The sequence below is a fragment of the Corynebacterium sp. UMB2355A genome, assembly GCF_033877495.1.
Classification (GTDB): Bacteria; Actinomycetota; Actinomycetes; order Mycobacteriales; family Mycobacteriaceae; genus Corynebacterium; species Corynebacterium pseudogenitalium.
The window spans coordinates 1-25,323 of sequence record NZ_CP138856.1; the positions used below are offsets into that span (position 1 = coordinate 1).

The 25,323-nt window shown below is 59.0% G+C and carries 31 protein-coding genes and 3 pseudogenes; 20 read left to right on the plus strand and 14 right to left on the minus strand.

Annotated features, from left to right (window positions below; translation table 11 throughout):
* The gene (locus R0V12_RS11280; protein ID WP_320073033.1) at window positions 1–1,443 is read left to right on the plus strand and encodes a replication initiation protein; all 1,443 of its coding nucleotides are present in this window, start codon (window positions 1–3) and stop codon (window positions 1,441–1,443) included.
* A 219-nt stretch (window positions 1,444–1,662) separates the two neighbouring features.
* Here R0V12_RS11280 and R0V12_RS11285 read toward each other — a convergent pair whose 3' ends face one another.
* The 5 genes from R0V12_RS11285 to R0V12_RS11305 all read right to left on the minus strand — a co-directional run bounded on the left by R0V12_RS11285 (window position 1,663) and on the right by R0V12_RS11305 (window position 3,781).
* Window positions 1,663–1,962, minus strand: coding sequence for a hypothetical protein (locus R0V12_RS11285; RefSeq protein WP_257046266.1), 300 nt, complete (start codon window positions 1,960–1,962; stop codon window positions 1,663–1,665).
* Between the two features lie 177 nt (window positions 1,963–2,139).
* Entirely contained in the window at window positions 2,140–2,454 is a 315-nt protein-coding gene (locus R0V12_RS11290; RefSeq protein ID WP_174232238.1) for an NIPSNAP family protein, read from the minus strand.
* A 99-nt stretch (window positions 2,455–2,553) separates the two neighbouring features.
* Window positions 2,554–2,883, minus strand: coding sequence for a DMT family transporter (locus R0V12_RS11295; RefSeq protein ID WP_003849969.1), 330 nt, complete (start codon window positions 2,881–2,883; stop codon window positions 2,554–2,556).
* Window positions 2,880–3,239 carry a DMT family transporter gene (locus R0V12_RS11300; protein WP_048733039.1) on the minus strand — a complete coding sequence of 120 codons (360 nt, stop codon included), beginning with the start codon at window positions 3,237–3,239 and terminating at the stop codon, window positions 2,880–2,882. The genes R0V12_RS11295 and R0V12_RS11300 overlap by 4 nt, the downstream gene beginning before the upstream one ends.
* Window positions 3,236–3,781 (minus strand): TetR/AcrR family transcriptional regulator, encoded by a 546-nt coding sequence (locus R0V12_RS11305; RefSeq protein WP_034666346.1) that lies wholly within the window; start codon window positions 3,779–3,781, stop codon window positions 3,236–3,238. Before R0V12_RS11305 ends, R0V12_RS11300 begins: the two co-directional genes overlap by 4 nt.
* A 134-nt stretch (window positions 3,782–3,915) precedes the next feature.
* Here R0V12_RS11305 and R0V12_RS11310 point away from each other — a divergent pair, with 134 nt between their 5' ends.
* Complete coding sequence (locus tag R0V12_RS11310; RefSeq protein WP_257046269.1) at window positions 3,916–4,536, plus strand: recombinase family protein; 621 nt, start codon at window positions 3,916–3,918, stop codon at window positions 4,534–4,536.
* 7 nt (window positions 4,537–4,543) lie between these two features.
* On the opposite strand, the gene R0V12_RS11315 is transcribed toward R0V12_RS11310, so the two are convergent.
* Window positions 4,544–4,837, minus strand: coding sequence for a hypothetical protein (locus tag R0V12_RS11315; RefSeq protein WP_257046270.1), 294 nt, complete (start codon window positions 4,835–4,837; stop codon window positions 4,544–4,546).
* Window positions 4,838–5,072: 235 nt separating this feature from the next.
* On the opposite strand from R0V12_RS11315, the gene R0V12_RS11320 reads away from it, so the two are divergent.
* From R0V12_RS11320 to R0V12_RS11350, 7 genes are all read left to right on the plus strand, one after another.
* Window positions 5,073–5,282 carry a hypothetical protein gene (locus R0V12_RS11320; protein WP_005325312.1) on the plus strand — a complete coding sequence of 70 codons (210 nt, stop codon included), beginning with the start codon at window positions 5,073–5,075 and terminating at the stop codon, window positions 5,280–5,282.
* A gap of 77 nt (window positions 5,283–5,359) precedes the next feature.
* Window positions 5,360–5,662, plus strand: coding sequence for a hypothetical protein (locus R0V12_RS11325; protein WP_254360262.1), 303 nt, complete (start codon window positions 5,360–5,362; stop codon window positions 5,660–5,662).
* Window positions 5,663–6,138: 476 nt separating this feature from the next.
* Window positions 6,139–9,495 (plus strand): MobF family relaxase, encoded by a 3,357-nt coding sequence (gene mobF / locus R0V12_RS11330; protein ID WP_320073030.1) that lies wholly within the window; start codon window positions 6,139–6,141, stop codon window positions 9,493–9,495.
* Window positions 9,496–9,636: 141 nt separating this feature from the next.
* Complete coding sequence (locus R0V12_RS11335; RefSeq protein WP_371885747.1) at window positions 9,637–9,903, plus strand: ribbon-helix-helix domain-containing protein; 267 nt, start codon at window positions 9,637–9,639, stop codon at window positions 9,901–9,903.
* A 444-nt stretch (window positions 9,904–10,347) separates the two neighbouring features.
* Window positions 10,348–10,896 (plus strand): hypothetical protein, encoded by a 549-nt coding sequence (locus R0V12_RS11340; protein ID WP_011867672.1) that lies wholly within the window; start codon window positions 10,348–10,350, stop codon window positions 10,894–10,896.
* Complete coding sequence (locus tag R0V12_RS11345) at window positions 10,896–11,513, plus strand: hypothetical protein (protein ID WP_066513015.1); 618 nt, start codon at window positions 10,896–10,898, stop codon at window positions 11,511–11,513. The genes R0V12_RS11340 and R0V12_RS11345 overlap by 1 nt, the downstream gene beginning before the upstream one ends.
* An 85-nt stretch (window positions 11,514–11,598) precedes the next feature.
* Window positions 11,599–11,751 (plus strand): hypothetical protein, encoded by a 153-nt coding sequence (locus R0V12_RS11350; RefSeq protein WP_320073034.1) that lies wholly within the window; start codon window positions 11,599–11,601, stop codon window positions 11,749–11,751.
* On the opposite strand, the gene R0V12_RS11355 is transcribed toward R0V12_RS11350, so the two are convergent.
* The 3 genes and pseudogenes from R0V12_RS11355 to R0V12_RS11555 form a co-directional block, all read right to left on the minus strand.
* Entirely contained in the window at window positions 11,723–12,388 is a 666-nt protein-coding gene (locus R0V12_RS11355) for a response regulator (protein WP_011867674.1), read from the minus strand. The two genes, R0V12_RS11350 and R0V12_RS11355, sit on opposite strands and share 29 nt — an antisense overlap.
* On the minus strand, window positions 12,385–13,170 hold the full coding sequence (locus R0V12_RS11360; RefSeq protein ID WP_320073031.1) for a sensor histidine kinase: 786 nt from the start codon (window positions 13,168–13,170) through the stop codon (window positions 12,385–12,387). Before R0V12_RS11360 ends, R0V12_RS11355 begins: the two co-directional genes overlap by 4 nt.
* 82 nt (window positions 13,171–13,252) lie before the next feature.
* Window positions 13,253–13,333, minus strand: a pseudogene (locus tag R0V12_RS11555) (hypothetical protein); the annotation flags it as partial.
* Window positions 13,334–13,351: 18 nt separating this feature from the next.
* On the opposite strand from R0V12_RS11555, the gene R0V12_RS11365 reads away from it, so the two are divergent.
* From R0V12_RS11365 to R0V12_RS11375, 3 genes and pseudogenes are all read left to right on the plus strand, one after another.
* Window positions 13,352–13,732 carry a hypothetical protein gene (locus tag R0V12_RS11365; RefSeq protein WP_320073032.1) on the plus strand — a complete coding sequence of 127 codons (381 nt, stop codon included), beginning with the start codon at window positions 13,352–13,354 and terminating at the stop codon, window positions 13,730–13,732.
* 188 nt (window positions 13,733–13,920) lie between these two features.
* On the plus strand, window positions 13,921–14,631 hold the full coding sequence (locus R0V12_RS11370) for a phosphatase PAP2 family protein (protein ID WP_080972059.1): 711 nt from the start codon (window positions 13,921–13,923) through the stop codon (window positions 14,629–14,631).
* Window positions 14,628–14,774, plus strand: a pseudogene (locus tag R0V12_RS11375) (ATP-binding cassette domain-containing protein); the annotation flags it as partial. The gene R0V12_RS11370 and the pseudogene R0V12_RS11375, both read left to right, overlap by 4 nt.
* On the opposite strand, the gene R0V12_RS11380 reads toward R0V12_RS11375, so the two are convergent.
* The gene (locus R0V12_RS11380) at window positions 14,724–14,915 is read right to left on the minus strand and encodes a hypothetical protein (protein WP_320073036.1); all 192 of its coding nucleotides are present in this window, start codon (window positions 14,913–14,915) and stop codon (window positions 14,724–14,726) included. The pseudogene R0V12_RS11375 and the gene R0V12_RS11380 overlap by 51 nt on opposite strands.
* 58 nt (window positions 14,916–14,973) lie before the next feature.
* Here R0V12_RS11380 and R0V12_RS11385 point away from each other — a divergent pair, with 58 nt between their 5' ends.
* Window positions 14,974–15,552: an ATP-binding cassette domain-containing protein gene (locus tag R0V12_RS11385; RefSeq protein WP_413774883.1), complete on the plus strand. Its 579-nt coding sequence runs from the start codon at window positions 14,974–14,976 to the stop codon at window positions 15,550–15,552.
* On the plus strand, window positions 15,549–16,280 hold the full coding sequence (locus tag R0V12_RS11390) for an ABC transporter permease (RefSeq protein WP_066513013.1): 732 nt from the start codon (window positions 15,549–15,551) through the stop codon (window positions 16,278–16,280). Before R0V12_RS11385 ends, R0V12_RS11390 begins: the two co-directional genes overlap by 4 nt.
* Window positions 16,281–16,550: 270 nt before the next feature.
* Here R0V12_RS11390 and R0V12_RS11395 read toward each other — a convergent pair whose 3' ends face one another.
* The gene (locus R0V12_RS11395; protein ID WP_010889963.1) at window positions 16,551–17,261 is read right to left on the minus strand and encodes an IS6-like element IS1628 family transposase; all 711 of its coding nucleotides are present in this window, start codon (window positions 17,259–17,261) and stop codon (window positions 16,551–16,553) included.
* 116 nt (window positions 17,262–17,377) lie between these two features.
* Here R0V12_RS11395 and aph(3')-Ia point away from each other — a divergent pair, with 116 nt between their 5' ends.
* Window positions 17,378–18,193, plus strand: coding sequence for an aminoglycoside O-phosphotransferase APH(3')-Ia (aph(3')-Ia, locus tag R0V12_RS11400; protein WP_000018326.1), 816 nt, complete (start codon window positions 17,378–17,380; stop codon window positions 18,191–18,193).
* A gap of 36 nt (window positions 18,194–18,229) precedes the next feature.
* On the opposite strand, the pseudogene R0V12_RS11405 reads toward aph(3')-Ia, so the two are convergent.
* Together R0V12_RS11405 and R0V12_RS11410 are read right to left on the minus strand one after the other, a co-directional pair.
* Window positions 18,230–18,472, minus strand: a pseudogene (locus R0V12_RS11405) (DMT family transporter); the annotation flags it as partial.
* Entirely contained in the window at window positions 18,469–19,014 is a 546-nt protein-coding gene (locus R0V12_RS11410; protein ID WP_034666346.1) for a TetR/AcrR family transcriptional regulator, read from the minus strand. The pseudogene R0V12_RS11405 and the gene R0V12_RS11410, both read right to left, overlap by 4 nt.
* 134 nt (window positions 19,015–19,148) lie before the next feature.
* Between R0V12_RS11410 and R0V12_RS11415 the strand changes: the two genes are divergently transcribed.
* Window positions 19,149–19,769, plus strand: a complete 621-nt coding sequence (locus R0V12_RS11415; protein WP_257046269.1) for a recombinase family protein — start codon at window positions 19,149–19,151, stop codon at window positions 19,767–19,769.
* 7 nt (window positions 19,770–19,776) lie between these two features.
* Here the strand turns inward: R0V12_RS11415 and R0V12_RS11420 are convergent, their stop codons facing one another.
* Window positions 19,777–20,070, minus strand: a complete 294-nt coding sequence (locus R0V12_RS11420; RefSeq protein ID WP_257046270.1) for a hypothetical protein — start codon at window positions 20,068–20,070, stop codon at window positions 19,777–19,779.
* A gap of 235 nt (window positions 20,071–20,305) precedes the next feature.
* Here R0V12_RS11420 and R0V12_RS11425 point away from each other — a divergent pair, with 235 nt between their 5' ends.
* The 4 genes from R0V12_RS11425 (at window position 20,306) to R0V12_RS11440 (ending at window position 25,136) form a co-directional block, all read left to right on the plus strand.
* Window positions 20,306–20,515, plus strand: coding sequence for a hypothetical protein (locus R0V12_RS11425; RefSeq protein ID WP_005325312.1), 210 nt, complete (start codon window positions 20,306–20,308; stop codon window positions 20,513–20,515).
* A gap of 77 nt (window positions 20,516–20,592) precedes the next feature.
* On the plus strand, window positions 20,593–20,895 hold the full coding sequence (locus R0V12_RS11430; protein WP_254360262.1) for a hypothetical protein: 303 nt from the start codon (window positions 20,593–20,595) through the stop codon (window positions 20,893–20,895).
* 476 nt (window positions 20,896–21,371) lie between these two features.
* Window positions 21,372–24,728, plus strand: coding sequence for a MobF family relaxase (mobF, locus tag R0V12_RS11435; protein ID WP_320073030.1), 3,357 nt, complete (start codon window positions 21,372–21,374; stop codon window positions 24,726–24,728).
* Between the two features lie 141 nt (window positions 24,729–24,869).
* Window positions 24,870–25,136 carry a ribbon-helix-helix domain-containing protein gene (locus R0V12_RS11440; RefSeq protein ID WP_371885747.1) on the plus strand — a complete coding sequence of 89 codons (267 nt, stop codon included), beginning with the start codon at window positions 24,870–24,872 and terminating at the stop codon, window positions 25,134–25,136.
* Window positions 25,137–25,323 lie beyond the last annotated feature (187 nt).

Below are 25,323 nucleotides of genomic sequence, written 5' to 3' on the forward strand. Positions count from 1 at the left end.
ATGAGTTTACAGACTCATGCGCAGAATGCGCACACTAAAACACCCACCCGCGTCGAACCAGACCGCGGCGGACTGGATAACACCCCAGCATCAGCCAGCGACCGCGACCTGCTCCGCGCACATTTAGGCCGCGAGGTACTCCACGGGTCTGTCGGACGAGATTTTTCCAAGGCGTATATGCGTAATGCCGACGGTACAAACTCGCCACGCATGTATCGCTTCGACACCGAAGCTTTAGGACGGTGCGAGTACGTCATGCTTACCAGTAAGCAGTACGCCGCCGTCCTAGTCGTTGACGTTGACCAAGTAGGAACAGCCGGCGGCGACCCCGCAGACTTAAACCCCTATGTCCGTGACGTGGTGCGCTCACTTATCGCCCACAACATCGGCCCAGCGTGGGCGGGAATTAACCCGACTAACGGTAAAGCCCAGTTCATATGGCTTATCGACCCCGTCTACGCTGACCGTGGCGGTAAATCAGCGCAGATGAAACTACTGGCAGCAACCACGCGCGTACTGGGTGAGCTTTTAGACCACGACCCTCACTTCTCTCACCGCTTTAGCCGCAACCCGTTTTATACCGGCAAGGCTCCCACGGCTTATCGTTGGTACAGGCAGCACAATAGGGTGATGCGTCTGGGAGACTTGGTAAAAAAGGTGAGGGACTTGGCAGGACACGACCAGTTCAACCCCGTCCCACGCCAGCAGTTTTCCTCTGGCCGGGAACTTATCAACGCAGTTAAGTCTCGCCGTGAGCAAGCCCAAGCATTCAAAGCCCTTGCCCAAGACGTAGACGCTGAAATCGCCGGAGGACTAGACCAGTACGATCCGGAGCTTATCGACGGTGTGCGCGTGCTGTGGATTACCCAGGGAAAAGCGGCACGTGACGAAACCGCCTTTAAGCACGCACTCAAGACTGGTCACCGTCTGCGCCAGCAAGGTCAACGCTTGACTGACGCGGCGATTATCGATGCCTACGAGCACGCCTACAACGTCGCCCACACCCACGGCGGAGCAGGCCGTGACAGCGAGATGCCACCCATGCGCGACCGCCAAACCATGGCACGTCGCGTGCGTGGCTACGTCACCCAGTCCAAGAGCAGAGCCTATGGAAGCGCTAGCGCGCCAGGAAAAGCTACCAGTAGCGAGCGTAAAGCACTGGCTACCATGGGGCGCAGGGGTGGTAAGAAAGCCGCAGAGCGCTGGAAGGAAGACCCACACGGCGAATATGCGCAGACAGAGCGCAAAAAGCTTCAAGCTGCAAACGCACTTCGACAGAGTCGTGGAAAAGGTACCCGCGGACGGGTGCTAGCGACAGCGATGGACATCTTGACGCAGACAGGAAAGACTCCGTCAGGACGAACCGTAGGTCAGGAATTGGGCATCACCCGTCAGCAAGCTAACCGTCATCTGAAAGCTCTGCGTGAAGCCGGTCTTATCTAGTTGAAAGTGGAACATGCCGTAAGCAATATACGGTTCCCCTGCCGTTAGGCAGTTAGATAGAACCTCACGTGAAGAAAACCTCCCTAGTTTCTTGGTTTTGATACCAGCAGGAATTCTTTGGCGTCCAGTATTTTCACGGGGAATATTTATTGCCTGCGCCCGCAGGTGGCTTCTCCCCTTAGTGCTTCCAACGACGAGAAGCACTAAGGGGAGTTTCCTTTATTGCGTGCCCTCCAGTCGTTCTTTGAGGCTGGTGGCTAAGTCTAGAAGTTCGTCTGGGTTATCTGCGGGGCGTTGTTGAGACAGATTCCTCTGTGCTGCGCGTACGAACTTGGCGAGTATGCCGGCGCCGCGGGCCAGTGGGGAAGTGGCAGGCAGTTCTGCTTGTATTGCTTGCAGGTGTTTGGCCGCACTGTTGGCGGCATCTAGTGCGTACTCGTAGTCTTCACCGTCTCCGTGGGCTTTGATGAACAAAGCGCACAGGTGTGTGTCCTGGGCTTCATGAACAATGTCCGCCATTCCATCCCTTCTATTTTAGCCGCCTTCGGTTTAGCCCTTTAAGGCTTTCCCGGTCATGAAAGCAACTTTAACTAAAGAGAGTCACTTCAAAGTAGAGAGAAAATAAAGGGTACACCCATCTGTACGCGCTGACCTGCGGCGTTGTGGGTTGTGCCGAGCGTGCTGCCGGAGTCCCTTTCAGTGTCCCTGGGGTAGGAGCGGCCGCATGAAGGTGCGCTCGTACCGCAGGACGCACTCGGACTCGTCTCGAATCCGGTCAGCGGCGATGAAGTCCGAGTGGGTGCCGAACAAGGTGCGGTACTGCTCGTAGGCAGCCAGGCTGGGGAAGCTGAACAGGGATTCCGCACGGTCACTCACACCTTCCGCGGGTAGGTAGTACCCGTGGTGGGTGCCGCCGTGTTCGTCGACATGCCGCATCCAAGCGCGGGCGAACTGTTCAAAGGCTGCGATCTGGTCGGGGTCGATGGTGTAGTGGACGACACAGGTGATCACATCCACAACGCTAGGCCCACAGGCGCTCATTGGGGAGCCTTTGTCTGTGCGCCTCGTGGTGCAGCACACCAATCTGCCTGGTTTACCTGCGGAAATGCGTCAGTTCGCCAAGTTGGCGCCGAGTTCAACGGTGAGAACTCCGACGGCGATGAGGAGGATGCCGAGGGCCATGGTTCGGGTGAGGGGTTCGTGGAAGATGACCCGGGCGAGGATCGCGGTGAGAGCTACGCCGGATGCTGCCCAGATGCCGTAGGCGACGCCAAGGGCCATGCCGTCGGCCAAGGCGAGACTTAAGGCGACGAACGCCACGAGATACCCCGCGATGACGCCGATGAACCATTTCTTCACCCGGCCACCGTCGGAGGCTCGTAGCGACATGGTCGCGACGACTTCGGACAAGATGGCGCCTGCGAGGAAGATCCATCTCATGAGTTGACTCCTGCTTCCTGGGCTGCGGTTTGCTGAGCTTTCTGGGAGCCGAGTTCGACGGTGAGGACACCGCTGATGATCGCAACCATTCCAAGACCCATCACAGCGGTCAGAGGTTCACCGAAAATCGCGGCGGATAGCACGGCGGCGAGCACGACCCCGCTGGCTCCCCAGATGCCATAGGCGACGCCGATCTGCATTCCTTCGCGCAGGCAGAAGGTGAGGAAGACGAAAGTGCCGATGTATCCGGCAGCAACCACGATGTACCAGGATGGGTGATTGAGCGCCGCCTTGAGAGACAGCGTCGCCGCCACTTCGGTAGTGATGGCGCCAGCGAGCAGGAACCACTGCTTCATGGGGTTGTTCCTTCGATCAGGGAGCGAATGCTGGAGACGACGGCTTCGAGATCCGCGCCGTGGAGGGTGGACACACCTGTGGCCTGGGCGCCCCAGAGTCCGTCGGCGGCGAGTCGGGCGGTGGTCAGCCTGGCTCGGGTGGCGGCGTCGAGATCGTCCGGGAGTTCGAGCCAGCGGCCCATCCGCGTAGTCCACGGTTCGGTGAGTTCGGGCCGATACGTCGCTTGGCCCCAGATGATGAACTCGGCGCGCTTGGCGGCCCCGTGGGCGGCGACGTGAACGTAGCTCAGGAGCCGCTCGGTGGCGTTGGCGTTCTCGAGGGGCTTGCCAAGGGTGGCAGTCATGTCGTTCTCGACGTTGGCCGCAGCGTGGTCGACGATCGCGGCGAGCAGTACGTCGCGGTTGCGGAAGTGATATAGCAATCCCGGTTTGGTGAGCCCGGCCTCGTGGGCCACTGCGTCAAGGGTAATGTCGCCACCCTCCGCTGCGTTCATGACGCGGAGGGCAGCTTCCAGGATCTCGGAGCGCTGACTGGTTCGCATATAGCTAACTTTACCATTTGGTAGGTGAAGCCTTCAACTGCGGGCGCTGGTAGGGGCACCTGGGGTACACCCTAAGTGAACAGTTTGAGAATTACATGCATCGCGTTTAACTCACTGTTCGCTAGGGTGGGTTTATGAGTAATGAAACAGAACCGTCACTACCTCTAGACATTCCTGAACAACCAGAGGTGGTTACGGGGCAGAAAATCGGTTACGCGCGCGTGAGTTCCAAGGATCAGAATCTCGACCGGCAGTTGGCGGCGTTGAAGAAGGAAAAAGTCTTCCGCATCTTCACCGACACGGTGAGTGGTTCGTCCACCCAGCGCCCCGGCTTAGATGGGGCGCTTGATTATGTGCGCGCCGGCGATCAACTCATTGTGGTGAGCATGGACAGGCTTGCCCGTTCCCTTATCGACCTCCACCGCCTGGTCGATGAACTCACCGAACGCGGAGTATCCGTGAAATTCCTCAAAGAGGGGCAGACCTATTCATTGGACTCGAGTCCGGTGGCCAAGCTCATGCTTGGCCTACTCGGGTCGGTGGCGGAGTTTGAACGCGCGATTATTCGTGAACGCCAAGCCGAAGGCATTGCCAAAGCCAAGGCGCGCGGCGTGTATAAGGGGCGTGCGAAAGTCCTCAACGAGGAGCAAATAATGCAGGCGCGCGAGTGGGTGAGCGAGGGGGTTCCGAAAACAGAGGTTGCCCGCCGCTTCGGGATAGGGCGCACCACACTGTATAAATACCTCGCCGACTAACGGGCCGTTAGAGGTGATCAGCAAGCGAGAAAAAGACAAGTGCCCCCAGGATGAGACCGAGAAAGATTCCGACATCGATCCAGCGCGATTTTTTCACCGGCTTCTCCCACGGCATGGTGGCTGCTATGGCGACACCAACGCGGACTGCCGCAGCGAGCGAGCAGACGGCGAAAACAGTCAGAAGCTCTGCCACCCAGCCAAACAGGCTGGCAACGATAATGGAAATGATCGCCACCCCGAAAATCACGGTGCTGGTGCGAAGCGATGGACGAGGTGCGGGTGAAGGATGTTTTCTACTCATGTGGACACCATGTCATATGCGTGTGCACTTTCCCCCGAACAAGGATTTGCCCAGCTCGCGCATGATAGACACGCGTACTGGGCGACTTTTATCAGCCGACGGACTCGTGTGCGTTAGCCGCGCGTGACGGTGGGTTTGTGCGGCAGGTGCCAGTTCAACTGGCAAAGGAGCATAATCAAGAAAAACCGTCAACCCATTGTTGACTTGTTTAGTCTCCCGTCGGTAGACTACTGTTATGAAGCGAAACGCCGTCATCAAGAAATTGAAAGCGGAAGCCAAGCGGCGCGGTCTTGAATTTGAGGAAATCGCCCTATCGCGCCATGACGCTTATCGGGTAGGCAGCACCACCCGAACCTTAGGTAGGCACCGTGAGATTGACGATGTGACAGTCAAGAAGTTTTTCGACCAATACGCCCAAGAATTAGGTAAAGGCTGGTGGAGGTAATGACCACGACATACACAGTAACCGCAGAACGCGGAACCAGCGGAGTATGGGTGCTCGAATGCGCCGAACTAGGGGCAGTGTCCCAAACTAAGCGGCTGGCTAATGCTGCCGACGAGATGCGCGAAGCACTGGCCTACCAGGCAGGCCTAGACCCAGACGAAATCAACATTATTGTTGATGTTGTTCTCCCACCGGGCCTTGCGGAAATGAAAGCTCGCGCCGAAAAAGAACGCGAAGAAGCGGCACGACTGGCCGCTGCGGCACAGGCAAGCACTCATGACCTCGCTGTTGCAATGAGAAACGCTGGAATGACCGTGCGAGATATGGGAACAGTCCTCGGAGTGTCTTACCAGCGCGCCCAAAAGCTCGCAGCATCCTAAACACTGAAAGCGAAAGTCGCCCAGTACGCGTGTCTATCATGCGCGTGCTGGGCGATTTTTCTCGACCGGTGGACTCGTGTGCGTTGGTGGCGCGTGACGGTGGGCTTGCAAGGTAGTCCCCAGTTAGTGGTGTGGGCGGCGTTAAACGGCTCGGCCTGGTCGATGATTTGGCGTCCAATCTTGGCCGCTTCGCGCCCGAAAAGTTTGTCCATCACTGCTCCTTAACGCTTGGCTCTTTAGTGCTGCCGCGAAAGTCGCGTGTGCGACTTTCTTGCCCCGCGTGATTATCGCGTCCTGGCGTTCGTAGTTATCGCTAGCGGTTGCCTGACACAACCAGAGACACCGAAGCGCCGGCTACTTTTCTGCGCTGACCACGCTTTACGAGCGCTAAGCGCTCTAGGTTTATGGTACATTTGCACTAGAAGTGCCTAGGGGTGTTCCGATGCTCACCGTGCTGGTTAGAGGAGGTGGCGTGTGTGCTGACTATCGCGAAGATGGGTGCGCATTCCGTGGCCTATTATCAGTCCACAGTTGATGAGAATCGAGGGCCGGATTCGTACTATTCCGAGGACGGAAAGCAGCCAGCTTCGGTGTGGCTTCGGGGTGAAAAAGTGGCCGAGGTCTCGGCGTTTTTGGGTGCCGAAAACGGCGCTGTTGTGTCGGGAAAAACAGTTGAGGATTGGTTCAATAAGGCGGTTGCCCCGAGTGGTGTAAAGCTTGGAAAAGCTCTCGGGGATAAAGGGGTTCCGGGGTTCGATCTGACGTTTTGTGCGCCGAAATCTGTTTCATTGTTGTGGGGCATGGGTGTTGATTCTTCGGTTCGTAGCATCGTTGATGAAGCCCACCAGGCGGCAGTAAGTCAGGCATTGGATTACTTATCAGAGCATGCCGGCTATACGCGAAAGCAAGACCCTGCTGCGTCAAAGAAGCGTCTGATCATTGAAAAATTGGCGGGTATTTCTGGCGTGAAATATGAACACCGAACTTCACGTGCGGGCGATCCTCACGTCCATTCCCACGTGTTGTTGGCGAATAAGCAGTTGTGCCAGGACGGTAAGGCTCGCACTCTGGATGGGGTTAGTTTGTATCACGAAGCGCGTGCGGCAGGCATGGTGTATCAGGCCACGGTGCGCGAAATTCTGAGTCGAAAGCTCGGTGTGGAGTTCGGTGATGTGGTCAATGGGTGCGCGGAAATCGTCGGTCTTGATGACCCAGAATTGCTTGCGTCGTATTCAACTAGGGCGCGCGAGATTGACCAATGGCAGGCCGAGAATGGTTTAGAGACGCGGGCGTCGTATGAGCGCATCGCGCAGAAAATCACCCGCCGCACTAAGGACACCGAGACTCCACTAGACGAGTTAGAAACCGAGTGGGCTAGTGCCGAACATGGCGCAACGGTGCGTGCGTTTGTGGACGGACTGGAGCCAAGAAGTAAAGCGGCCTCGCGTGAATTGGGGGAGGATTTCTTGCCGAAACCTGCCCAGATTTTGGCCGAGGTTATCGCAGAACGCTCCACGTTTACTCGTGCCGATGTAGCTGAAAAAGCAGCGGAACTTATCCGCCCTGGCGCAGTTTCTCCGCAGGATATGACTGCCACTGTGGAGCGGCTTGTCGATGCCGCGTTGGGTGAAAAAGGAACGTGGTCGGTAACTCCGGAGAAATCCCGCGAGCTGGATAATACCCAGCGCGAAGGCTCGCAGAAGTACACCACCGTCGAGGTTGTCGACGAGGTTGAACGAGTAGTTGATATGGCTACTGCACGGGTTGAGCGCGGGGTTAATGCCGAGTCGATTCAGCCGGTTGAAGGCGAACTATCTCCTGCTCAGGCGGACGCTATGCGCGCGGTCGTCAGTTCTGACTATCTGACTTCTGTGGTAGTCGCGCCTGCCGGTGCTGGTAAGACGTCTTCACTTAAAGCCGCGCACAAGGCATGGAACCAGTCTGGTAAACACGTCGTGGGTCTAGCACCGACTGGTAAGGCTGCTGATGTGATGGTGGGCGAGAATGTGGCTGATGAATCCATGACGATTGCCCGCGCATATGTTGGCACAGACGAGCTGACACCGGAGCAAACAGCGGCGAAGTTGGGGTGGGGCCAGGACACCGTCCTAGTCGTAGATGAAGCCGGCATGGTGTCTAACCCGGATATGGCTCGCGTGCTGGAGACGGCTAGTGCCGCAGGTTCGCGTGTGGTTTTTGTCGGTGATCCAGAGCAGTATTCGGCGGTTAAGGCACGCTCTGGTCTGCTGGCAACCTTGTCCCATGAGCTTCCCGATGCGGTCGAACTAGCCGAGGTGTTCCGCCAGCGTGATGCCGGTGAGCGTGAAGCATCGAAGTGGTTGCGCGGTGGTGAAGAATCAGACGTTTCCCGTGCCGCCGAGTGGTATATGCACCATGATCGCCTGCATGCTGGTTCGGTAACGGCCATGATGGACGATGCTTTGGCTGGGTGGCGTGAGGATACTGCCGCAGGAAAGCAGTCGCTGCTGGTTGCTGCCACCCGCGACCAGGTCACCGCGCTTAATGCTGCGGCACAGAAGATTCGCGCCGAGCGTGGTGAGATTAACGCTGAGAACCGATTGTGCTTGTCTGATGGTTTGGAAGCTGGCGTTGGTGATGTAGTCCTGACTCGTCGTAATGACTCGAAGCTGATTACTAGCAGCGGGGATATGGTGCGCAATGGTCAACGCTGGGTTGTTGATTCCATCGGTTATGACGGCTCGATTACTGCCCGTCGATGTGACGATACTTCTGCCACAGTGACGTTAAATAGCGATTACCTGGAAAAGCATGCCCAACTCGGTTATGCCGCTACCGGGCATAGTTCCCAAGGTGCGACCGTGGATGTGTCCCGTGTAGTCGCTGGTGTCGGCAACCTGGATAAAGCTAGCGTTTACGTTCCTATGACCCGTGGACGTGAAGGTAACTTCCTCTACATCGCAGAGACTCAACCGGGAGATACTGAGACCGGGCACGGTCAGATACGCCAGGTTTCTCGGCGCGAGTCTGCCGAGTACGCCCGCGACCTCTTGGTGTCTGCAGGTGTGCGCGCCCAAGGTGACCGCACACCTCAAGCGTTATTTGGACAGGCTAAGCAGGACTGGGAACTGGCCAAACTGGTCAATCACCCTACCCATATAGATACTGGTAGTCCTTTTGCTGGCACCGAGATGGGTGCCTACATGCAGGCGTTTGCCGCTAAGCGCGAAGCCCGCTTCGTTGATTTCCATGCTCGCGCTCAAGTCGATAGTACCGATGAGGTAGCACAGCCAGAGCTCGCATCCCCTTGCGAGCAGCAGGAACAGGACTTTGGCGATGCCTTGGGGCACCTCGATACTGAGATAGACCGCGTCAGCACGCAGCTAGAGACGCTGCGCGGTGAGTACGACCAAGCCAACCAGGCGGTTGAGCAGCTTGGGAAGCAGTGCGAACAGCAAGAACAGGTGGTTCGTGAGTCTGCAGAAGAAAAGAACGCGAGGGGCTTTTTCGGCAGACTACGCCACGGCAAGGAGGACCAAGCAATCCTCGATGAAGCAATCCGACTGCGCGACAAAGTCGCGCAGCACTACGACCAAGCTGTGGACTATCGCGACAGCTTTACTACCCCGATTCGCCAGTTGGAGACCGAACTCGACGCACTGTCTACTCAACGTCGCGATATGCAAGGCCTAAAGAAGTCCATGGACTTCCTCGACTCACTCGGCATGAGCGCTACCGCAGATGATGAGATGGTATCCCGTATCCACCAGCAAGCTGCTGCAGATAACGACTACGACAACGCCCCAGACAACTGGCTAGACAACACCCCCAGCAACGACGGCCCAGAGCTTTAGTAAAAGTCCGTCCCCTCCTCATCGACTCCGAGCCTATGGTAAACAATGTTTACACAGTGGAGAGATACCGCTGCGAAAAATATGTACACTGCCGCAAGGCAAACTGTAAACATTGTTTACGCAATAAGTGAAAGGAATTCCATGGTTCAAGGCCCCCACAAGTCAGGACGAGTGGTGTCTGTGCGGATGTCAGAAGACATCATTGAGCGCTTAGATACTTTGTGTGCCCGTACTGGTCGCAGTCGCGGCTTCTACCTCAAGATGGCAGTTACTGCGATGCTGCCCCAGTTAGAGGAATATCACTGGGAACACGTCGCAGCGGACTTCGAAGACAAGAGCATTGAAAACGAGTTTTACCGCATCATGCTCGCCGGTCTGTCTGTAGAACATGACGATAAAGAGAAATAGAAGACTTATCTACCAGCATGTTTAGCATTTACAGTAAACTGTACAACTGTATGCCTGTAAAGCTCACCTATTCTCTTAATATGAGCGAATGCTGAGATGCCGCAGGACGCCTTTCGTGCTGCAAATGTGCCAGAGAGATTTCACAGAGAGATTTCTTCGGCAACTGACTTTTCGTCTTGGAGGGCACCAGAAAGTGTGAAAAGCGTTGGCAGGGGCGCCGCCGGGAACCGGCGGTCGGGGTCGGAGGTCTAAGAGACCGTGGCGTTGATTCTGGATACCGATGACGAGATTTTCATCGCGGCGGACGCCGCGGACATGGCGAAGCAGCTTGTCGGCCTCCTCTACGGCGGGTGAGGCACAGCAGAGCGTCGCTCCCGTGCCGAACGACGCCATCAAGATCATCTCCGGCCCCGCGAAGCTGGACGAGACGAAGGAGTGAGGACCATGTCCGACCAGAACATCAACATCAAGCTCGACCGCGGCGGCCCCGAGAACCACGCCTGGACGGTGCTGGGCACCCTGCTCGCCTGCGGCGCTGTCGGCATGGCCGCCTGGGCGATCTCCAACGCCGGAGCCCTGGACCTGGCTGCGACCGGCCTGTTTTTCTTCTTCATGCAGCTCATCTCGATGATGCTCAAGGCGGGGCTGATCGTCGTCCCGGAGAAGAACCGGAAGGACTTCGGCGAGACGCGCGGCCTGCTCAAGACCGCCTGGCGCGAGTTCCAGGAGTTCCAGGGCCGCTCGCCCATCTGGCGGATGGCGCTGCTGGCGCTCGGCTTCACCGTCGGCTACATGATCTTCCGCTGGGGACTCTCGGTGGCGCTCGGCATCTTCAGCAACGTCTGGATCGCCGGAGCCGCCTCGGCGCTCATCGCGTCCTTCATCGTCGCGCCGCAGCTGTTCACGAACCTGGTCTCGAAGATGAAGACGAAGTCGGGCCTCCAGGTGAAGACGACCACTGGTACGCCCGATGCCGAGAGGGGTGACGTCTGATGACGAAGGCGGCGATCACGACCATCGGCGCAGCACTGCTGGCCGCCGCTGCTCTCGCGCTCAGCGGGTGCAGCTACCCCGGCGACGACGAGGACCGCGCCGCGTTCCATGCCGAAGCGCAGGATCCAGTCCCCTCGGCACCGGCTACCGAGCCTACCGAGCCGGAGACCCCGGCCGAGGAGACCGGCGACGAGAGCACCGAGGAAGGCGGCCAGGGCGAGAAGTCGGGCGCAACCGCGGACCTGGGCGTCGAGGACGGGCATGTCCAGTATCTCCGCGCGATCCAGAACTTCTCGCCCGCGCTTGAGCGCTGGGTGCTCGACGAGGAGGCGGGCGAGGTCACCTACGGGATCGTCAACTGCGCCGGCCAGACGAAGTCCGAGGGCGTCGCCACCCTCGAGCGGGTCGACGGCGGCGATGGAGCAGCGTTCGAGGCGACGTGGATCGGCAAGTCGCCGTTGGAGAACGTCGCGGCGGAATCGATACGCGTCGAGATCACCGAGGACACTTTGAAGAACTTCGCGGACGTTGCGACGTCCAGGACCGACATCGAGGCGAGCAACGTCGCTTCGATGTGCGCCGAGGTCGGCGAGACAGCCGCCGACTTCGTCTTCTGAGAATGACCACAAGAACGCCCCCAGATCTACTCCGGGACCTTCTCCGCGCGAGCAGGGTCGGACGCGACTCGGGAACAATGGTGCCGTGGCAGATTTCGACCTCCTCTGCGCGGCGCTTGTCTCCGCCCCGAAGACACCATCGAAGGTCTCGTCGCGGACGTTCCGAAGCTCCGGCACGACGAAGCCTGATCGTCGTCGTCCCGAGAAGATCAGGCTCGTCCGGCGCGAAGGGCGATGAGGGCTGCTTCTACGCGGTTGCGCGCTTCAGTCTTCCGCAGGATCGCGGAAACGTGCACCTTGACGGTGCCGGGAGCGAGGTGCAGCGCTTTCGCGATCTCAGCGTTCGTCTCTCCTTGGCTGAGCCGGATCAGAATCTCTCGCTCGCGAGCCGTGAGGCGTTCGAAGCGTTCGACGGCGCTCGCGTACTGGGTGTACGTCGTCGAGACGCCGGAGTCGAGCAGACGCCGGGCGACCGAGGGCGAGAAGAACGCTCCGCGACCGGCGACGGCGTGCACACCGGCGATCAGCTGGCGCGGATCGCCGGACTTGAGGACAAACCCGTCTGCGTCGAGCCGGATGGCCTCGGCGATGTAGTCGTCCTCCCCGAACGTGGTGACGAACAGGCAGGGGAGCGCGCTCCCGTCGGAGCGGAGCCGTTGCAGCGCGTCGAGTCCGCTCATCCCGGGCATCTGGATGTCGAAGAGGGCGACGTCGAGACGGTGCGCGTCGATCTTGCGCAGGGCCTCTGCTCCGTCGGCGGCCTGGGCTACGACCTCGATGGCGGGATCGGTGTCGAGGATCCCGACGATGCCGGTCCTCACGAGGGGGTCGTCGTCGGCGACCAGGACTCTGACCGGGGCCTCGGTCGCTGTCATCGTTGTCCTCCTGCGATGTACTCGGTGCTGGAGACCTCGTCCTGCGCGAAGCAGATCCGGTACACGTCCCCGGCAGCGTCGTCAAAGGTGTTCGCGGTCACGGCGTAGTCGTGGCAGTCGTCCGGTCGGTTCTCGCCCCGCCTGGCCGGCAGCTCGTGGCCGGGCAGGATCCGCTCGGTCTCCGCCCGCGCGTCTCCGACGCTGATGCTTGAGAAGGCCCCTGCCGACAGCAGCGCGCGGTGGTTCTGCACCACCGTCAGCGCCTCGACCGCTGCGAGCCCGACGACGACGATCGCCGCGGTCGAGGCGAGAATCAGTCGCTGGCGGAGCTTCGTTCTGCCGGTCGAGCTCTCATCGACGTCTCTCGTCGCCTCCACAGCGCGATCATCGTGCGTGCTCTGCTCCTGACGGCGAGTCGGGAGGACCGCAGAGAGGACGAACGCACTGTCCGTCTTCTCCGCGGCGAGTTCTCCGCCGTGGGCGCGGAGCTCACTTTCCAAAGTGCTCAGGCCCGTGCCCGCTGTGTGCGCGTCGGCAGGAGTCTCGCCGAGGGCGTTCTCGATCTTCAGACGCAGCTCGGCACCGACGTCGGCAGCGGTGATGTCGATCGGGGTGCCGGGAGCGTGCCTGCTTGCGTTCGTGATCGCTTCTTGTAGGACCCTCGTGACCTGCTCGCCTCCGAAGTCCTGCAGCCGCCTGGGTTCCGGCAGTCCTTGCACGGTGATGCGCGCACCGGCTGCGCGGGCCCGGGCCAGCAGTGCATCGACAGATGCTGCGCCCATTGGCAGCACGGGAGCGCCGGATTCTGAGGTCGGAGACGGAGTCCCCCAGGCGTTCGACCGCGTGGGCGAGGTCGTTGCGGGCGTGTAAGAGCGAGGTGCGGGCGCTCTCGGGCAGTGCCGGGTCGATCTCGAGCCGTCCGAGATTGAGCGCGACGAGGCTCAACGAGTGGCCGAGGTCGTCGTGCAGCGACTGCGCGAGGGCGATCCGGTCGGCGGTGGCGCGCTCCTTGAGCTCGGCCAGGCGCTGGACCTGCCGCAGCTCTCGCTCGCGGTCTGCCCTCCGCCCGAGGACGATGTACTGGCGCACGGCGAGACCGATCAGCCAGGGCACACCAGCGCGCATGAGCGCCGGGGGCAACTCCTCCGCGACGTAGAGCCAGTGCCCGTCGAGCCACGTGGCCCGGGCCATGCTCACGACGACCAGCACTGCCAGTCCTCCCAGGCCCGCGCGCGGACCCCTGGACCAGAGCCCGATTGCGATCGCGGCGATGCCGGTGAGCAGGGCCATGAAGAGGCCCGGCTCCGGCGCGGAGGCCAGCACCCCGAAACCGATCGCCGTTAGCGCGTCGACGCTCCGGCGCGCAGACGGACGATCAATTAGGGTCATGCGCTCCATTCTACCGGGGACCGTGGGCTCGCCGCCTCCCTCGATCGGGCGTGCGCAGCACCTCGCCGGTATGACCGTGGGCATAGACGAGTCGCCCCGCATGGCAGATTCTGAGGCCGAACCGCGTCCATAGCGTGGATTTCATGACTCACGAAACTTCGACGCGCACGCTTTCGACGTCGCGCAGATCCTCGTCCCGCCCCGTGCCGTGGCCCGCGCTGTTGATTGCCGTCGCAGCTCTTGCTGCCCTCGCTCTCGCGACGTATCCGGTGCGTGAGCGCCTCTTCACCGCTGTCGCCGGTCTCGCCGAGGGCTCGGCACTGGCCTCGGCGGTGGGATCCGTGGCCGAATTCGGTCTGCTTGCCCTCGTGGCGACCGCCGGCGTCCTCGCTCTCTGGTGCTGGCTGCGCGAGCGCCGGCGGTTCTGGCTCCTGGCGCTGGCTGGACTCGGCGTGATCACGGCCTACGGATTGAGCGAGGCCGTCAAGCTGCTGGTCGAGGAGCCGCGGCCCTGCAGCGTCGTCGACACTGCCACTGTGCTCAGCTGCCCCGGGAGCGGGGACTGGTCGTGGCCGTCGAATCACGCCGTCCTGGCCGCTGCCTTCGCCACCGCCTGCATCCTCGTCGTCCCCCGCCTCGCCTGGTTCGCGTTGCCTCTCGCGCTGGCGATCGCCGCCTCTCGAGTGGCCGCCGGAGTCCACTACGTCCACGACGTGCTCTCCGGTCTCGCGCTCGGTGCCCTCGTCGTCGCGGCCGTCGTCGCCGCGGCGTCGCCGGTGCTGGACCGGCGTCTGACTGGCGGACGGGACGGCCATCCGGATTCGGCCAGCCGGTCCCAGGGCGGGCGCGCATGATCGAGGTCGACCGTCTCTCGAAGCGCTACGGCCAGGTGACCGTTGTTGAAGGATTGAGCTTCACGGTCCCCGACGGATCCATCACCGGGTTCCTAGGCCCGAACGGAGCCGGCAAGTCCACGACCATGCGATGCCTCCTCGGGCTCCACAAGCCCACCACCGGAACCGTGCTCATCGACGGGCTCCCGCTGACCGCCCAGACGGCCGGCCGAGGTCGTCGGAGCCGTCCTCGACGCCTCCTGGTTCCACCCCGGCCGGACCGGACTGGCGCACCTGACGACCATCGCTGCTTCTGCCGGCCTACCCGACCGCCGCGCCTGGGAGGTACTCGAGGCCGTCGCGTTGACCCAGGCAGCTCATCGCAGGATCGGCGGCTACTCGCTCGGGATGAAGCAGCGCCTGGGGCTCGCGGCCGCCCTGCTGGGCAGACCGCGCAACATCGTCCTCGACGAGCCGATGAATGGCCTCGACCCGCAGGGGATGGAGTGGATGCGCGCCTTCCTGCGCGATGCCGCCGCGAGCGGCCACGCCGTCCTTGTCTCCTCCCACCTGCTCGGCGAGATGGAGACCCTCGCCGACCGCCTCGTCGTCATCGACAACGGCCGCTTGCTCGGCCAGTGGGACGTCGCCGATCTTCTGCACGCGCGCAGCCGCCAAGCGCTCCTCCGCACCGACGACGACGAACGCGTCGAGCAGGCTCTGCGCGGACTGCGGGTCCCCGTAACCGCACTGCCCGAGGGACTCTGCGTGACATTCGACGAGACGGTCCCCGACGCGCTCACGCTCTCGCGGACCTGCCGAGACCTCGACGTGCTCATCACTGCCCTGACGGACAAGCCGATCCGGCTGGAAGAGGAATTCCTCCGCCTCACCGACCGATCATCCGAAGCCGAACATGGCAAAGAAAGGCCCGAGCGATGACACGAGCATTGACAGCTGAGGTGCGCCGACTGCTCACCGTGCGCTCCACAGGCATCTTCGCTGCGCTGCTGATCGGCTGCTGCGTCGGCCCCATCGTCCTGATGGGCATCGTCTACGACCCGGCCTATCGAGGGCCGATCGACGCCGGTGATCTGGGCAAGTGCGTGAGCATCTTCCATGTGCTGGCCATCGTGTTCGCCGGCACACACACCGCGACCGAGATCAATGCGGGGTCGACGGCGCTGTCCTTCCTCACGCAGAAGAGTCGATGGGCCTCGTTGGTGGCACAGGCAGCGGTCCAGTGGGCGTTCCTCGCATTCGCGTACGTCGTCGGCATCGGCCTCGCGCTCGTCGCGGCGACGTTCTATCCCGACGGGCTGGCCATGTCGCCGCGAGGGTGGGCCTACCTCGCGGCCTACCTCCTCGTCGTTCTCCTGTGGGCGACGATGGCGACGGCGCTTGCCGTCCTCACGCGCTCCGTCGCGGTGTCCGTCGCCGCGCCGATCACGTGGATGCTCCTGATCGAACAGCTCGCGTCCATGGTCCCGATGCTCGAGGCGATCACGCCGTGGCTGCCGTTCAACGCCAGCCACATGCTCCTCGCCCAGGCACTTGGAGAGGCCCCTGCAGGCATGTCCGTGTGGCCTCCTGCCGTCGCGCTTCTCGTACCGGCACTCGGCCTGGCGGGCGCGGGGCTATGTGCCCATGTCCGACGGGACTCGGCGTGATGGGCAGGCCTGCGCCTCGCATCCGCCGCCCAAGACGGTTCGTGGCGTCGCAGGGCTGGGGCTGACTCACACCGCCGTTCAACAAACGGTCGTTGATGTGAACAGTGGTCCGGAGGAGCCGATCGCGAGCATTTCGCCGAGTGGGTGTTCACAAACCCGTTCAACTACATCTAGACTAGACAGAGGCAGTTGAAGGTGCTGTTGCAACTTGGGGCGGGAGCCAAGAAAGCTCCGTTTTTATTGTGTGATCAACGCTATGTTCCTGTGTTGTCAGGCCGTCTCGAATACCCGGCTAACAATCACTGCATCCGGATTCGGGTGACCATAGGCAAACATCGTGCCCTGCCCCTTCCGCAATGAGTGCATCGCTTCCATCCCTTTCAACGTCCGGTAGGCAGACGTTCGGTTTTTGAATGCTCCTTTCGGCCCCAGGATCCGCTTTAACCGGCCATGATCGCCTTCAATGACGTTGTTGAGGTATTTCACCCGACGATGCTCGACCGTCGATGGACAGACGCCTTCCGCCTTCAGCTCAGAGATTGCCCTGGCGAGTGAGGGGGCCTTGTCGGTGCTGATCACCCGCGGATAGCCTGCCGATTTATTCGACCGTAGCGTCTTCGCCAGGAAACGCTTCGCTGCCGCGACGTTGCGTTTTGGTGAGAGGTAGAAGTCCAGGGTCTGGCCACCGGCGGTGATTGCCCGATAGAGGTAGCACCACTTTCCCCCGACCCGGATATAGGTCTCATCCACCCGCCAGGACCTGGCCTGCCAGTCAGGAACTTGCCGATACCACCGGGTCTTCTTATCCAGCTCAGGAGCATATTTCTGGACCCAGCGGTAGATCGTGGTGTGATCGACCGGCACTCCCCGCTCGGTCATCATCTCTTCGAGGTCGCGATAGCTCACGCCGTAGCGGCAGTACCACCGCACCGCCCACAGGATGATTTCACGAGGGAACTGCCGACCGGAGAAGATGCCCATGGACCTGATTATTCCACGCCGGTCTTCCTACTGCCCCAACTTTGCAACAGCACCAAAATATATCATCATGAACAATAAAACTGTCTGCTTACATAAACAGTAATACAAGGGGTGTTATGAGCCATATTCAACGGGAAACGTCTTGCTCGAGGCCGCGATTAAATTCCAACCTGGATGCTGATTTATATGGGTATAGATGGGCTCGCGATAATGTCGGGCAATCAGGTGCGACAATCTATCGATTGTATGGGAAGCCCAATGCGCCAGAGTTGTTTCTGAAACATGGCAAAGGTAGCGTTGCCAATGATGTTACAGATGAGATGGTCAGACTAAACTGGCTGACGGCATTTATGCCTCTTCCGACCATCAAGCATTTTATCCGTACTCCTGATGATGCATGGTTACTCACCACTGCGATCCCCGGGAAAACAGCATTCCAGGTATTAGAAGAATATCCTGATTCAGGTGAAAATATTGTTGATGCGCTGGCAGTGTTCCTGCGCCGGTTGCATTCGATTCCTGTTTGTAATTGTCCTTTTAACAGCGATCGCGTATTTCGTCTCGCTCAGGCGCAATCACGAATGAATAACGGTTTGGTTGATGCTAGTGATTTTGATGACGAGCGTAATGGCTGGCCTGTTGAACAAGTCTGGAAAGAAATGCATAAGCTTTTGCCATTCTCACCGGATTCAGTCGTCACTCATGGTGATTTCTCACTTGATAACCTTATTTTTGACGAGGGGAAATTAATAGGTTGTATTGATGTTGGACGAGTCGGAATCGCAGACCGATACCAGGATCTTGCCATCCTATGGAACTGCCTCGGTGAGTTTTCTCCTTCATTACAGAAACGGCTTTTTCAAAAATATGGTATTGATAATCCTGATATGAATAAATTGCAGTTTCATTTGATGCTCGATGAGTTTTTCTGATAGTTAGTCTTTGTAGGGTGCTGTTGCAACTTGGGGCGGGAGCCCGAAAATCGCGGCGGATAGCACGGCGGCGAGCACGACCCCGCTGGCTCCCCAGATGCCATAGGCGACGCCGATCTGCATTCCTTCGCGCAGGCAGAAGGTGAGGAAGACGAAAGTGCCGATGTATCCGGCAGCAACCACGATGTACCAGGATGGGTGATTGAGCGCCGCCTTGAGAGACAGCGTCGCCGCCACTTCGGTAGTGATGGCGCCAGCGAGCAGGAACCACTGCTTCATGGGGTTGTTCCTTCGATCAGGGAGCGAATGCTGGAGACGACGGCTTCGAGATCCGCGCCGTGGAGGGTGGACACACCTGTGGCCTGGGCGCCCCAGAGTCCGTCGGCGGCGAGTCGGGCGGTGGTCAGCCTGGCTCGGGTGGCGGCGTCGAGATCGTCCGGGAGTTCGAGCCAGCGGCCCATCCGCGTAGTCCACGGTTCGGTGAGTTCGGGCCGATACGTCGCTTGGCCCCAGATGATGAACTCGGCGCGCTTGGCGGCCCCGTGGGCGGCGACGTGAACGTAGCTCAGGAGCCGCTCGGTGGCGTTGGCGTTCTCGAGGGGCTTGCCAAGGGTGGCAGTCATGTCGTTCTCGACGTTGGCCGCAGCGTGGTCGACGATCGCGGCGAGCAGTACGTCGCGGTTGCGGAAGTGATATAGCAATCCCGGTTTGGTGAGCCCGGCCTCGTGGGCCACTGCGTCAAGGGTAATGTCGCCACCCTCCGCTGCGTTCATGACGCGGAGGGCAGCTTCCAGGATCTCGGAGCGCTGACTGGTTCGCATATAGCTAACTTTACCATTTGGTAGGTGAAGCCTTCAACTGCGGGCGCTGGTAGGGGCACCTGGGGTACACCCTAAGTGAACAGTTTGAGAATTACATGCATCGCGTTTAACTCACTGTTCGCTAGGGTGGGTTTATGAGTAATGAAACAGAACCGTCACTACCTCTAGACATTCCTGAACAACCAGAGGTGGTTACGGGGCAGAAAATCGGTTACGCGCGCGTGAGTTCCAAGGATCAGAATCTCGACCGGCAGTTGGCGGCGTTGAAGAAGGAAAAAGTCTTCCGCATCTTCACCGACACGGTGAGTGGTTCGTCCACCCAGCGCCCCGGCTTAGATGGGGCGCTTGATTATGTGCGCGCCGGCGATCAACTCATTGTGGTGAGCATGGACAGGCTTGCCCGTTCCCTTATCGACCTCCACCGCCTGGTCGATGAACTCACCGAACGCGGAGTATCCGTGAAATTCCTCAAAGAGGGGCAGACCTATTCATTGGACTCGAGTCCGGTGGCCAAGCTCATGCTTGGCCTACTCGGGTCGGTGGCGGAGTTTGAACGCGCGATTATTCGTGAACGCCAAGCCGAAGGCATTGCCAAAGCCAAGGCGCGCGGCGTGTATAAGGGGCGTGCGAAAGTCCTCAACGAGGAGCAAATAATGCAGGCGCGCGAGTGGGTGAGCGAGGGGGTTCCGAAAACAGAGGTTGCCCGCCGCTTCGGGATAGGGCGCACCACACTGTATAAATACCTCGCCGACTAACGGGCCGTTAGAGGTGATCAGCAAGCGAGAAAAAGACAAGTGCCCCCAGGATGAGACCGAGAAAGATTCCGACATCGATCCAGCGCGATTTTTTCACCGGCTTCTCCCACGGCATGGTGGCTGCTATGGCGACACCAACGCGGACTGCCGCAGCGAGCGAGCAGACGGCGAAAACAGTCAGAAGCTCTGCCACCCAGCCAAACAGGCTGGCAACGATAATGGAAATGATCGCCACCCCGAAAATCACGGTGCTGGTGCGAAGCGATGGACGAGGTGCGGGTGAAGGATGTTTTCTACTCATGTGGACACCATGTCATATGCGTGTGCACTTTCCCCCGAACAAGGATTTGCCCAGCTCGCGCATGATAGACACGCGTACTGGGCGACTTTTATCAGCCGACGGACTCGTGTGCGTTAGCCGCGCGTGACGGTGGGTTTGTGCGGCAGGTGCCAGTTCAACTGGCAAAGGAGCATAATCAAGAAAAACCGTCAACCCATTGTTGACTTGTTTAGTCTCCCGTCGGTAGACTACTGTTATGAAGCGAAACGCCGTCATCAAGAAATTGAAAGCGGAAGCCAAGCGGCGCGGTCTTGAATTTGAGGAAATCGCCCTATCGCGCCATGACGCTTATCGGGTAGGCAGCACCACCCGAACCTTAGGTAGGCACCGTGAGATTGACGATGTGACAGTCAAGAAGTTTTTCGACCAATACGCCCAAGAATTAGGTAAAGGCTGGTGGAGGTAATGACCACGACATACACAGTAACCGCAGAACGCGGAACCAGCGGAGTATGGGTGCTCGAATGCGCCGAACTAGGGGCAGTGTCCCAAACTAAGCGGCTGGCTAATGCTGCCGACGAGATGCGCGAAGCACTGGCCTACCAGGCAGGCCTAGACCCAGACGAAATCAACATTATTGTTGATGTTGTTCTCCCACCGGGCCTTGCGGAAATGAAAGCTCGCGCCGAAAAAGAACGCGAAGAAGCGGCACGACTGGCCGCTGCGGCACAGGCAAGCACTCATGACCTCGCTGTTGCAATGAGAAACGCTGGAATGACCGTGCGAGATATGGGAACAGTCCTCGGAGTGTCTTACCAGCGCGCCCAAAAGCTCGCAGCATCCTAAACACTGAAAGCGAAAGTCGCCCAGTACGCGTGTCTATCATGCGCGTGCTGGGCGATTTTTCTCGACCGGTGGACTCGTGTGCGTTGGTGGCGCGTGACGGTGGGCTTGCAAGGTAGTCCCCAGTTAGTGGTGTGGGCGGCGTTAAACGGCTCGGCCTGGTCGATGATTTGGCGTCCAATCTTGGCCGCTTCGCGCCCGAAAAGTTTGTCCATCACTGCTCCTTAACGCTTGGCTCTTTAGTGCTGCCGCGAAAGTCGCGTGTGCGACTTTCTTGCCCCGCGTGATTATCGCGTCCTGGCGTTCGTAGTTATCGCTAGCGGTTGCCTGACACAACCAGAGACACCGAAGCGCCGGCTACTTTTCTGCGCTGACCACGCTTTACGAGCGCTAAGCGCTCTAGGTTTATGGTACATTTGCACTAGAAGTGCCTAGGGGTGTTCCGATGCTCACCGTGCTGGTTAGAGGAGGTGGCGTGTGTGCTGACTATCGCGAAGATGGGTGCGCATTCCGTGGCCTATTATCAGTCCACAGTTGATGAGAATCGAGGGCCGGATTCGTACTATTCCGAGGACGGAAAGCAGCCAGCTTCGGTGTGGCTTCGGGGTGAAAAAGTGGCCGAGGTCTCGGCGTTTTTGGGTGCCGAAAACGGCGCTGTTGTGTCGGGAAAAACAGTTGAGGATTGGTTCAATAAGGCGGTTGCCCCGAGTGGTGTAAAGCTTGGAAAAGCTCTCGGGGATAAAGGGGTTCCGGGGTTCGATCTGACGTTTTGTGCGCCGAAATCTGTTTCATTGTTGTGGGGCATGGGTGTTGATTCTTCGGTTCGTAGCATCGTTGATGAAGCCCACCAGGCGGCAGTAAGTCAGGCATTGGATTACTTATCAGAGCATGCCGGCTATACGCGAAAGCAAGACCCTGCTGCGTCAAAGAAGCGTCTGATCATTGAAAAATTGGCGGGTATTTCTGGCGTGAAATATGAACACCGAACTTCACGTGCGGGCGATCCTCACGTCCATTCCCACGTGTTGTTGGCGAATAAGCAGTTGTGCCAGGACGGTAAGGCTCGCACTCTGGATGGGGTTAGTTTGTATCACGAAGCGCGTGCGGCAGGCATGGTGTATCAGGCCACGGTGCGCGAAATTCTGAGTCGAAAGCTCGGTGTGGAGTTCGGTGATGTGGTCAATGGGTGCGCGGAAATCGTCGGTCTTGATGACCCAGAATTGCTTGCGTCGTATTCAACTAGGGCGCGCGAGATTGACCAATGGCAGGCCGAGAATGGTTTAGAGACGCGGGCGTCGTATGAGCGCATCGCGCAGAAAATCACCCGCCGCACTAAGGACACCGAGACTCCACTAGACGAGTTAGAAACCGAGTGGGCTAGTGCCGAACATGGCGCAACGGTGCGTGCGTTTGTGGACGGACTGGAGCCAAGAAGTAAAGCGGCCTCGCGTGAATTGGGGGAGGATTTCTTGCCGAAACCTGCCCAGATTTTGGCCGAGGTTATCGCAGAACGCTCCACGTTTACTCGTGCCGATGTAGCTGAAAAAGCAGCGGAACTTATCCGCCCTGGCGCAGTTTCTCCGCAGGATATGACTGCCACTGTGGAGCGGCTTGTCGATGCCGCGTTGGGTGAAAAAGGAACGTGGTCGGTAACTCCGGAGAAATCCCGCGAGCTGGATAATACCCAGCGCGAAGGCTCGCAGAAGTACACCACCGTCGAGGTTGTCGACGAGGTTGAACGAGTAGTTGATATGGCTACTGCACGGGTTGAGCGCGGGGTTAATGCCGAGTCGATTCAGCCGGTTGAAGGCGAACTATCTCCTGCTCAGGCGGACGCTATGCGCGCGGTCGTCAGTTCTGACTATCTGACTTCTGTGGTAGTCGCGCCTGCCGGTGCTGGTAAGACGTCTTCACTTAAAGCCGCGCACAAGGCATGGAACCAGTCTGGTAAACACGTCGTGGGTCTAGCACCGACTGGTAAGGCTGCTGATGTGATGGTGGGCGAGAATGTGGCTGATGAATCCATGACGATTGCCCGCGCATATGTTGGCACAGACGAGCTGACACCGGAGCAAACAGCGGCGAAGTTGGGGTGGGGCCAGGACACCGTCCTAGTCGTAGATGAAGCCGGCATGGTGTCTAACCCGGATATGGCTCGCGTGCTGGAGACGGCTAGTGCCGCAGGTTCGCGTGTGGTTTTTGTCGGTGATCCAGAGCAGTATTCGGCGGTTAAGGCACGCTCTGGTCTGCTGGCAACCTTGTCCCATGAGCTTCCCGATGCGGTCGAACTAGCCGAGGTGTTCCGCCAGCGTGATGCCGGTGAGCGTGAAGCATCGAAGTGGTTGCGCGGTGGTGAAGAATCAGACGTTTCCCGTGCCGCCGAGTGGTATATGCACCATGATCGCCTGCATGCTGGTTCGGTAACGGCCATGATGGACGATGCTTTGGCTGGGTGGCGTGAGGATACTGCCGCAGGAAAGCAGTCGCTGCTGGTTGCTGCCACCCGCGACCAGGTCACCGCGCTTAATGCTGCGGCACAGAAGATTCGCGCCGAGCGTGGTGAGATTAACGCTGAGAACCGATTGTGCTTGTCTGATGGTTTGGAAGCTGGCGTTGGTGATGTAGTCCTGACTCGTCGTAATGACTCGAAGCTGATTACTAGCAGCGGGGATATGGTGCGCAATGGTCAACGCTGGGTTGTTGATTCCATCGGTTATGACGGCTCGATTACTGCCCGTCGATGTGACGATACTTCTGCCACAGTGACGTTAAATAGCGATTACCTGGAAAAGCATGCCCAACTCGGTTATGCCGCTACCGGGCATAGTTCCCAAGGTGCGACCGTGGATGTGTCCCGTGTAGTCGCTGGTGTCGGCAACCTGGATAAAGCTAGCGTTTACGTTCCTATGACCCGTGGACGTGAAGGTAACTTCCTCTACATCGCAGAGACTCAACCGGGAGATACTGAGACCGGGCACGGTCAGATACGCCAGGTTTCTCGGCGCGAGTCTGCCGAGTACGCCCGCGACCTCTTGGTGTCTGCAGGTGTGCGCGCCCAAGGTGACCGCACACCTCAAGCGTTATTTGGACAGGCTAAGCAGGACTGGGAACTGGCCAAACTGGTCAATCACCCTACCCATATAGATACTGGTAGTCCTTTTGCTGGCACCGAGATGGGTGCCTACATGCAGGCGTTTGCCGCTAAGCGCGAAGCCCGCTTCGTTGATTTCCATGCTCGCGCTCAAGTCGATAGTACCGATGAGGTAGCACAGCCAGAGCTCGCATCCCCTTGCGAGCAGCAGGAACAGGACTTTGGCGATGCCTTGGGGCACCTCGATACTGAGATAGACCGCGTCAGCACGCAGCTAGAGACGCTGCGCGGTGAGTACGACCAAGCCAACCAGGCGGTTGAGCAGCTTGGGAAGCAGTGCGAACAGCAAGAACAGGTGGTTCGTGAGTCTGCAGAAGAAAAGAACGCGAGGGGCTTTTTCGGCAGACTACGCCACGGCAAGGAGGACCAAGCAATCCTCGATGAAGCAATCCGACTGCGCGACAAAGTCGCGCAGCACTACGACCAAGCTGTGGACTATCGCGACAGCTTTACTACCCCGATTCGCCAGTTGGAGACCGAACTCGACGCACTGTCTACTCAACGTCGCGATATGCAAGGCCTAAAGAAGTCCATGGACTTCCTCGACTCACTCGGCATGAGCGCTACCGCAGATGATGAGATGGTATCCCGTATCCACCAGCAAGCTGCTGCAGATAACGACTACGACAACGCCCCAGACAACTGGCTAGACAACACCCCCAGCAACGACGGCCCAGAGCTTTAGTAAAAGTCCGTCCCCTCCTCATCGACTCCGAGCCTATGGTAAACAATGTTTACACAGTGGAGAGATACCGCTGCGAAAAATATGTACACTGCCGCAAGGCAAACTGTAAACATTGTTTACGCAATAAGTGAAAGGAATTCCATGGTTCAAGGCCCCCACAAGTCAGGACGAGTGGTGTCTGTGCGGATGTCAGAAGACATCATTGAGCGCTTAGATACTTTGTGTGCCCGTACTGGTCGCAGTCGCGGCTTCTACCTCAAGATGGCAGTTACTGCGATGCTGCCCCAGTTAGAGGAATATCACTGGGAACACGTCGCAGCGGACTTCGAAGACAAGAGCATTGAAAACGAGTTTTACCGCATCATGCTCGCCGGTCTGTCTGTAGAACATGACGATAAAGAGAAATAGAAGACTTATCTACCAGCATGTTTAGCATTTACAGTAAACTGTACAACTGTATGCCTGTAAAGCTCACCTATTCTCTTAATATGAGCGAATGCTGAGATGCCGCAGGACGCCTTTCGTGCTGCAAATGTGCCAGAGAGATTTCACAGAGAGATTTCTTCGGCAACTGACTTTTCGTCTTGGAGGGCAC

Excerpts from the sequence above, each read along its gene's own strand:
- R0V12_RS11440 (WP_371885747.1), top strand. The coding sequence starts at position 24,870 with ATGGTTCAAGGCCCCCACAAGTCAGGACGAGTGGTGTCTGTGCGGATG.
- R0V12_RS11280 (WP_320073033.1), top strand. The coding sequence starts at position 1 with ATGAGTTTACAGACTCATGCGCAGAATGCGCACACTAAAACACCCACC.
- R0V12_RS11340 (WP_011867672.1), top strand. The coding sequence starts at position 10,348 with ATGTCCGACCAGAACATCAACATCAAGCTCGACCGCGGCGGCCCCGAG.
- R0V12_RS11415 (WP_257046269.1), top strand. The coding sequence starts at position 19,149 with ATGAGTAATGAAACAGAACCGTCACTACCTCTAGACATTCCTGAACAA.
- R0V12_RS11305 (WP_034666346.1), bottom strand. The coding sequence starts at position 3,781 with ATGCGAACCAGTCAGCGCTCCGAGATCCTGGAAGCTGCCCTCCGCGTC.
- R0V12_RS11310 (WP_257046269.1), top strand. The coding sequence starts at position 3,916 with ATGAGTAATGAAACAGAACCGTCACTACCTCTAGACATTCCTGAACAA.
- R0V12_RS11295 (WP_003849969.1), bottom strand. The coding sequence starts at position 2,883 with ATGAGATGGATCTTCCTCGCAGGCGCCATCTTGTCCGAAGTCGTCGCG.
- R0V12_RS11425 (WP_005325312.1), top strand. The coding sequence starts at position 20,306 with ATGAAGCGAAACGCCGTCATCAAGAAATTGAAAGCGGAAGCCAAGCGG.
- R0V12_RS11390 (WP_066513013.1), top strand. The coding sequence starts at position 15,549 with ATGACACGAGCATTGACAGCTGAGGTGCGCCGACTGCTCACCGTGCGC.
- R0V12_RS11420 (WP_257046270.1), bottom strand. The coding sequence starts at position 20,070 with ATGAGTAGAAAACATCCTTCACCCGCACCTCGTCCATCGCTTCGCACC.
- R0V12_RS11410 (WP_034666346.1), bottom strand. The coding sequence starts at position 19,014 with ATGCGAACCAGTCAGCGCTCCGAGATCCTGGAAGCTGCCCTCCGCGTC.
- R0V12_RS11315 (WP_257046270.1), bottom strand. The coding sequence starts at position 4,837 with ATGAGTAGAAAACATCCTTCACCCGCACCTCGTCCATCGCTTCGCACC.
- R0V12_RS11285 (WP_257046266.1), bottom strand. The coding sequence starts at position 1,962 with ATGGCGGACATTGTTCATGAAGCCCAGGACACACACCTGTGCGCTTTG.
- R0V12_RS11335 (WP_371885747.1), top strand. The coding sequence starts at position 9,637 with ATGGTTCAAGGCCCCCACAAGTCAGGACGAGTGGTGTCTGTGCGGATG.
- R0V12_RS11355 (WP_011867674.1), bottom strand. The coding sequence starts at position 12,388 with ATGACAGCGACCGAGGCCCCGGTCAGAGTCCTGGTCGCCGACGACGAC.
- R0V12_RS11360 (WP_320073031.1), bottom strand. The coding sequence starts at position 13,170 with ATGGGCGCAGCATCTGTCGATGCACTGCTGGCCCGGGCCCGCGCAGCC.
- R0V12_RS11300 (WP_048733039.1), bottom strand. The coding sequence starts at position 3,239 with ATGAAGCAGTGGTTCCTGCTCGCTGGCGCCATCACTACCGAAGTGGCG.
- R0V12_RS11320 (WP_005325312.1), top strand. The coding sequence starts at position 5,073 with ATGAAGCGAAACGCCGTCATCAAGAAATTGAAAGCGGAAGCCAAGCGG.
- R0V12_RS11370 (WP_080972059.1), top strand. The coding sequence starts at position 13,921 with ATGACTCACGAAACTTCGACGCGCACGCTTTCGACGTCGCGCAGATCC.
- R0V12_RS11395 (WP_010889963.1), bottom strand. The coding sequence starts at position 17,261 with ATGGGCATCTTCTCCGGTCGGCAGTTCCCTCGTGAAATCATCCTGTGG.
- R0V12_RS11345 (WP_066513015.1), top strand. The coding sequence starts at position 10,896 with ATGACGAAGGCGGCGATCACGACCATCGGCGCAGCACTGCTGGCCGCC.
- R0V12_RS11380 (WP_320073036.1), bottom strand. The coding sequence starts at position 14,915 with ATGGTCGTCAGGTGCGCCAGTCCGGTCCGGCCGGGGTGGAACCAGGAG.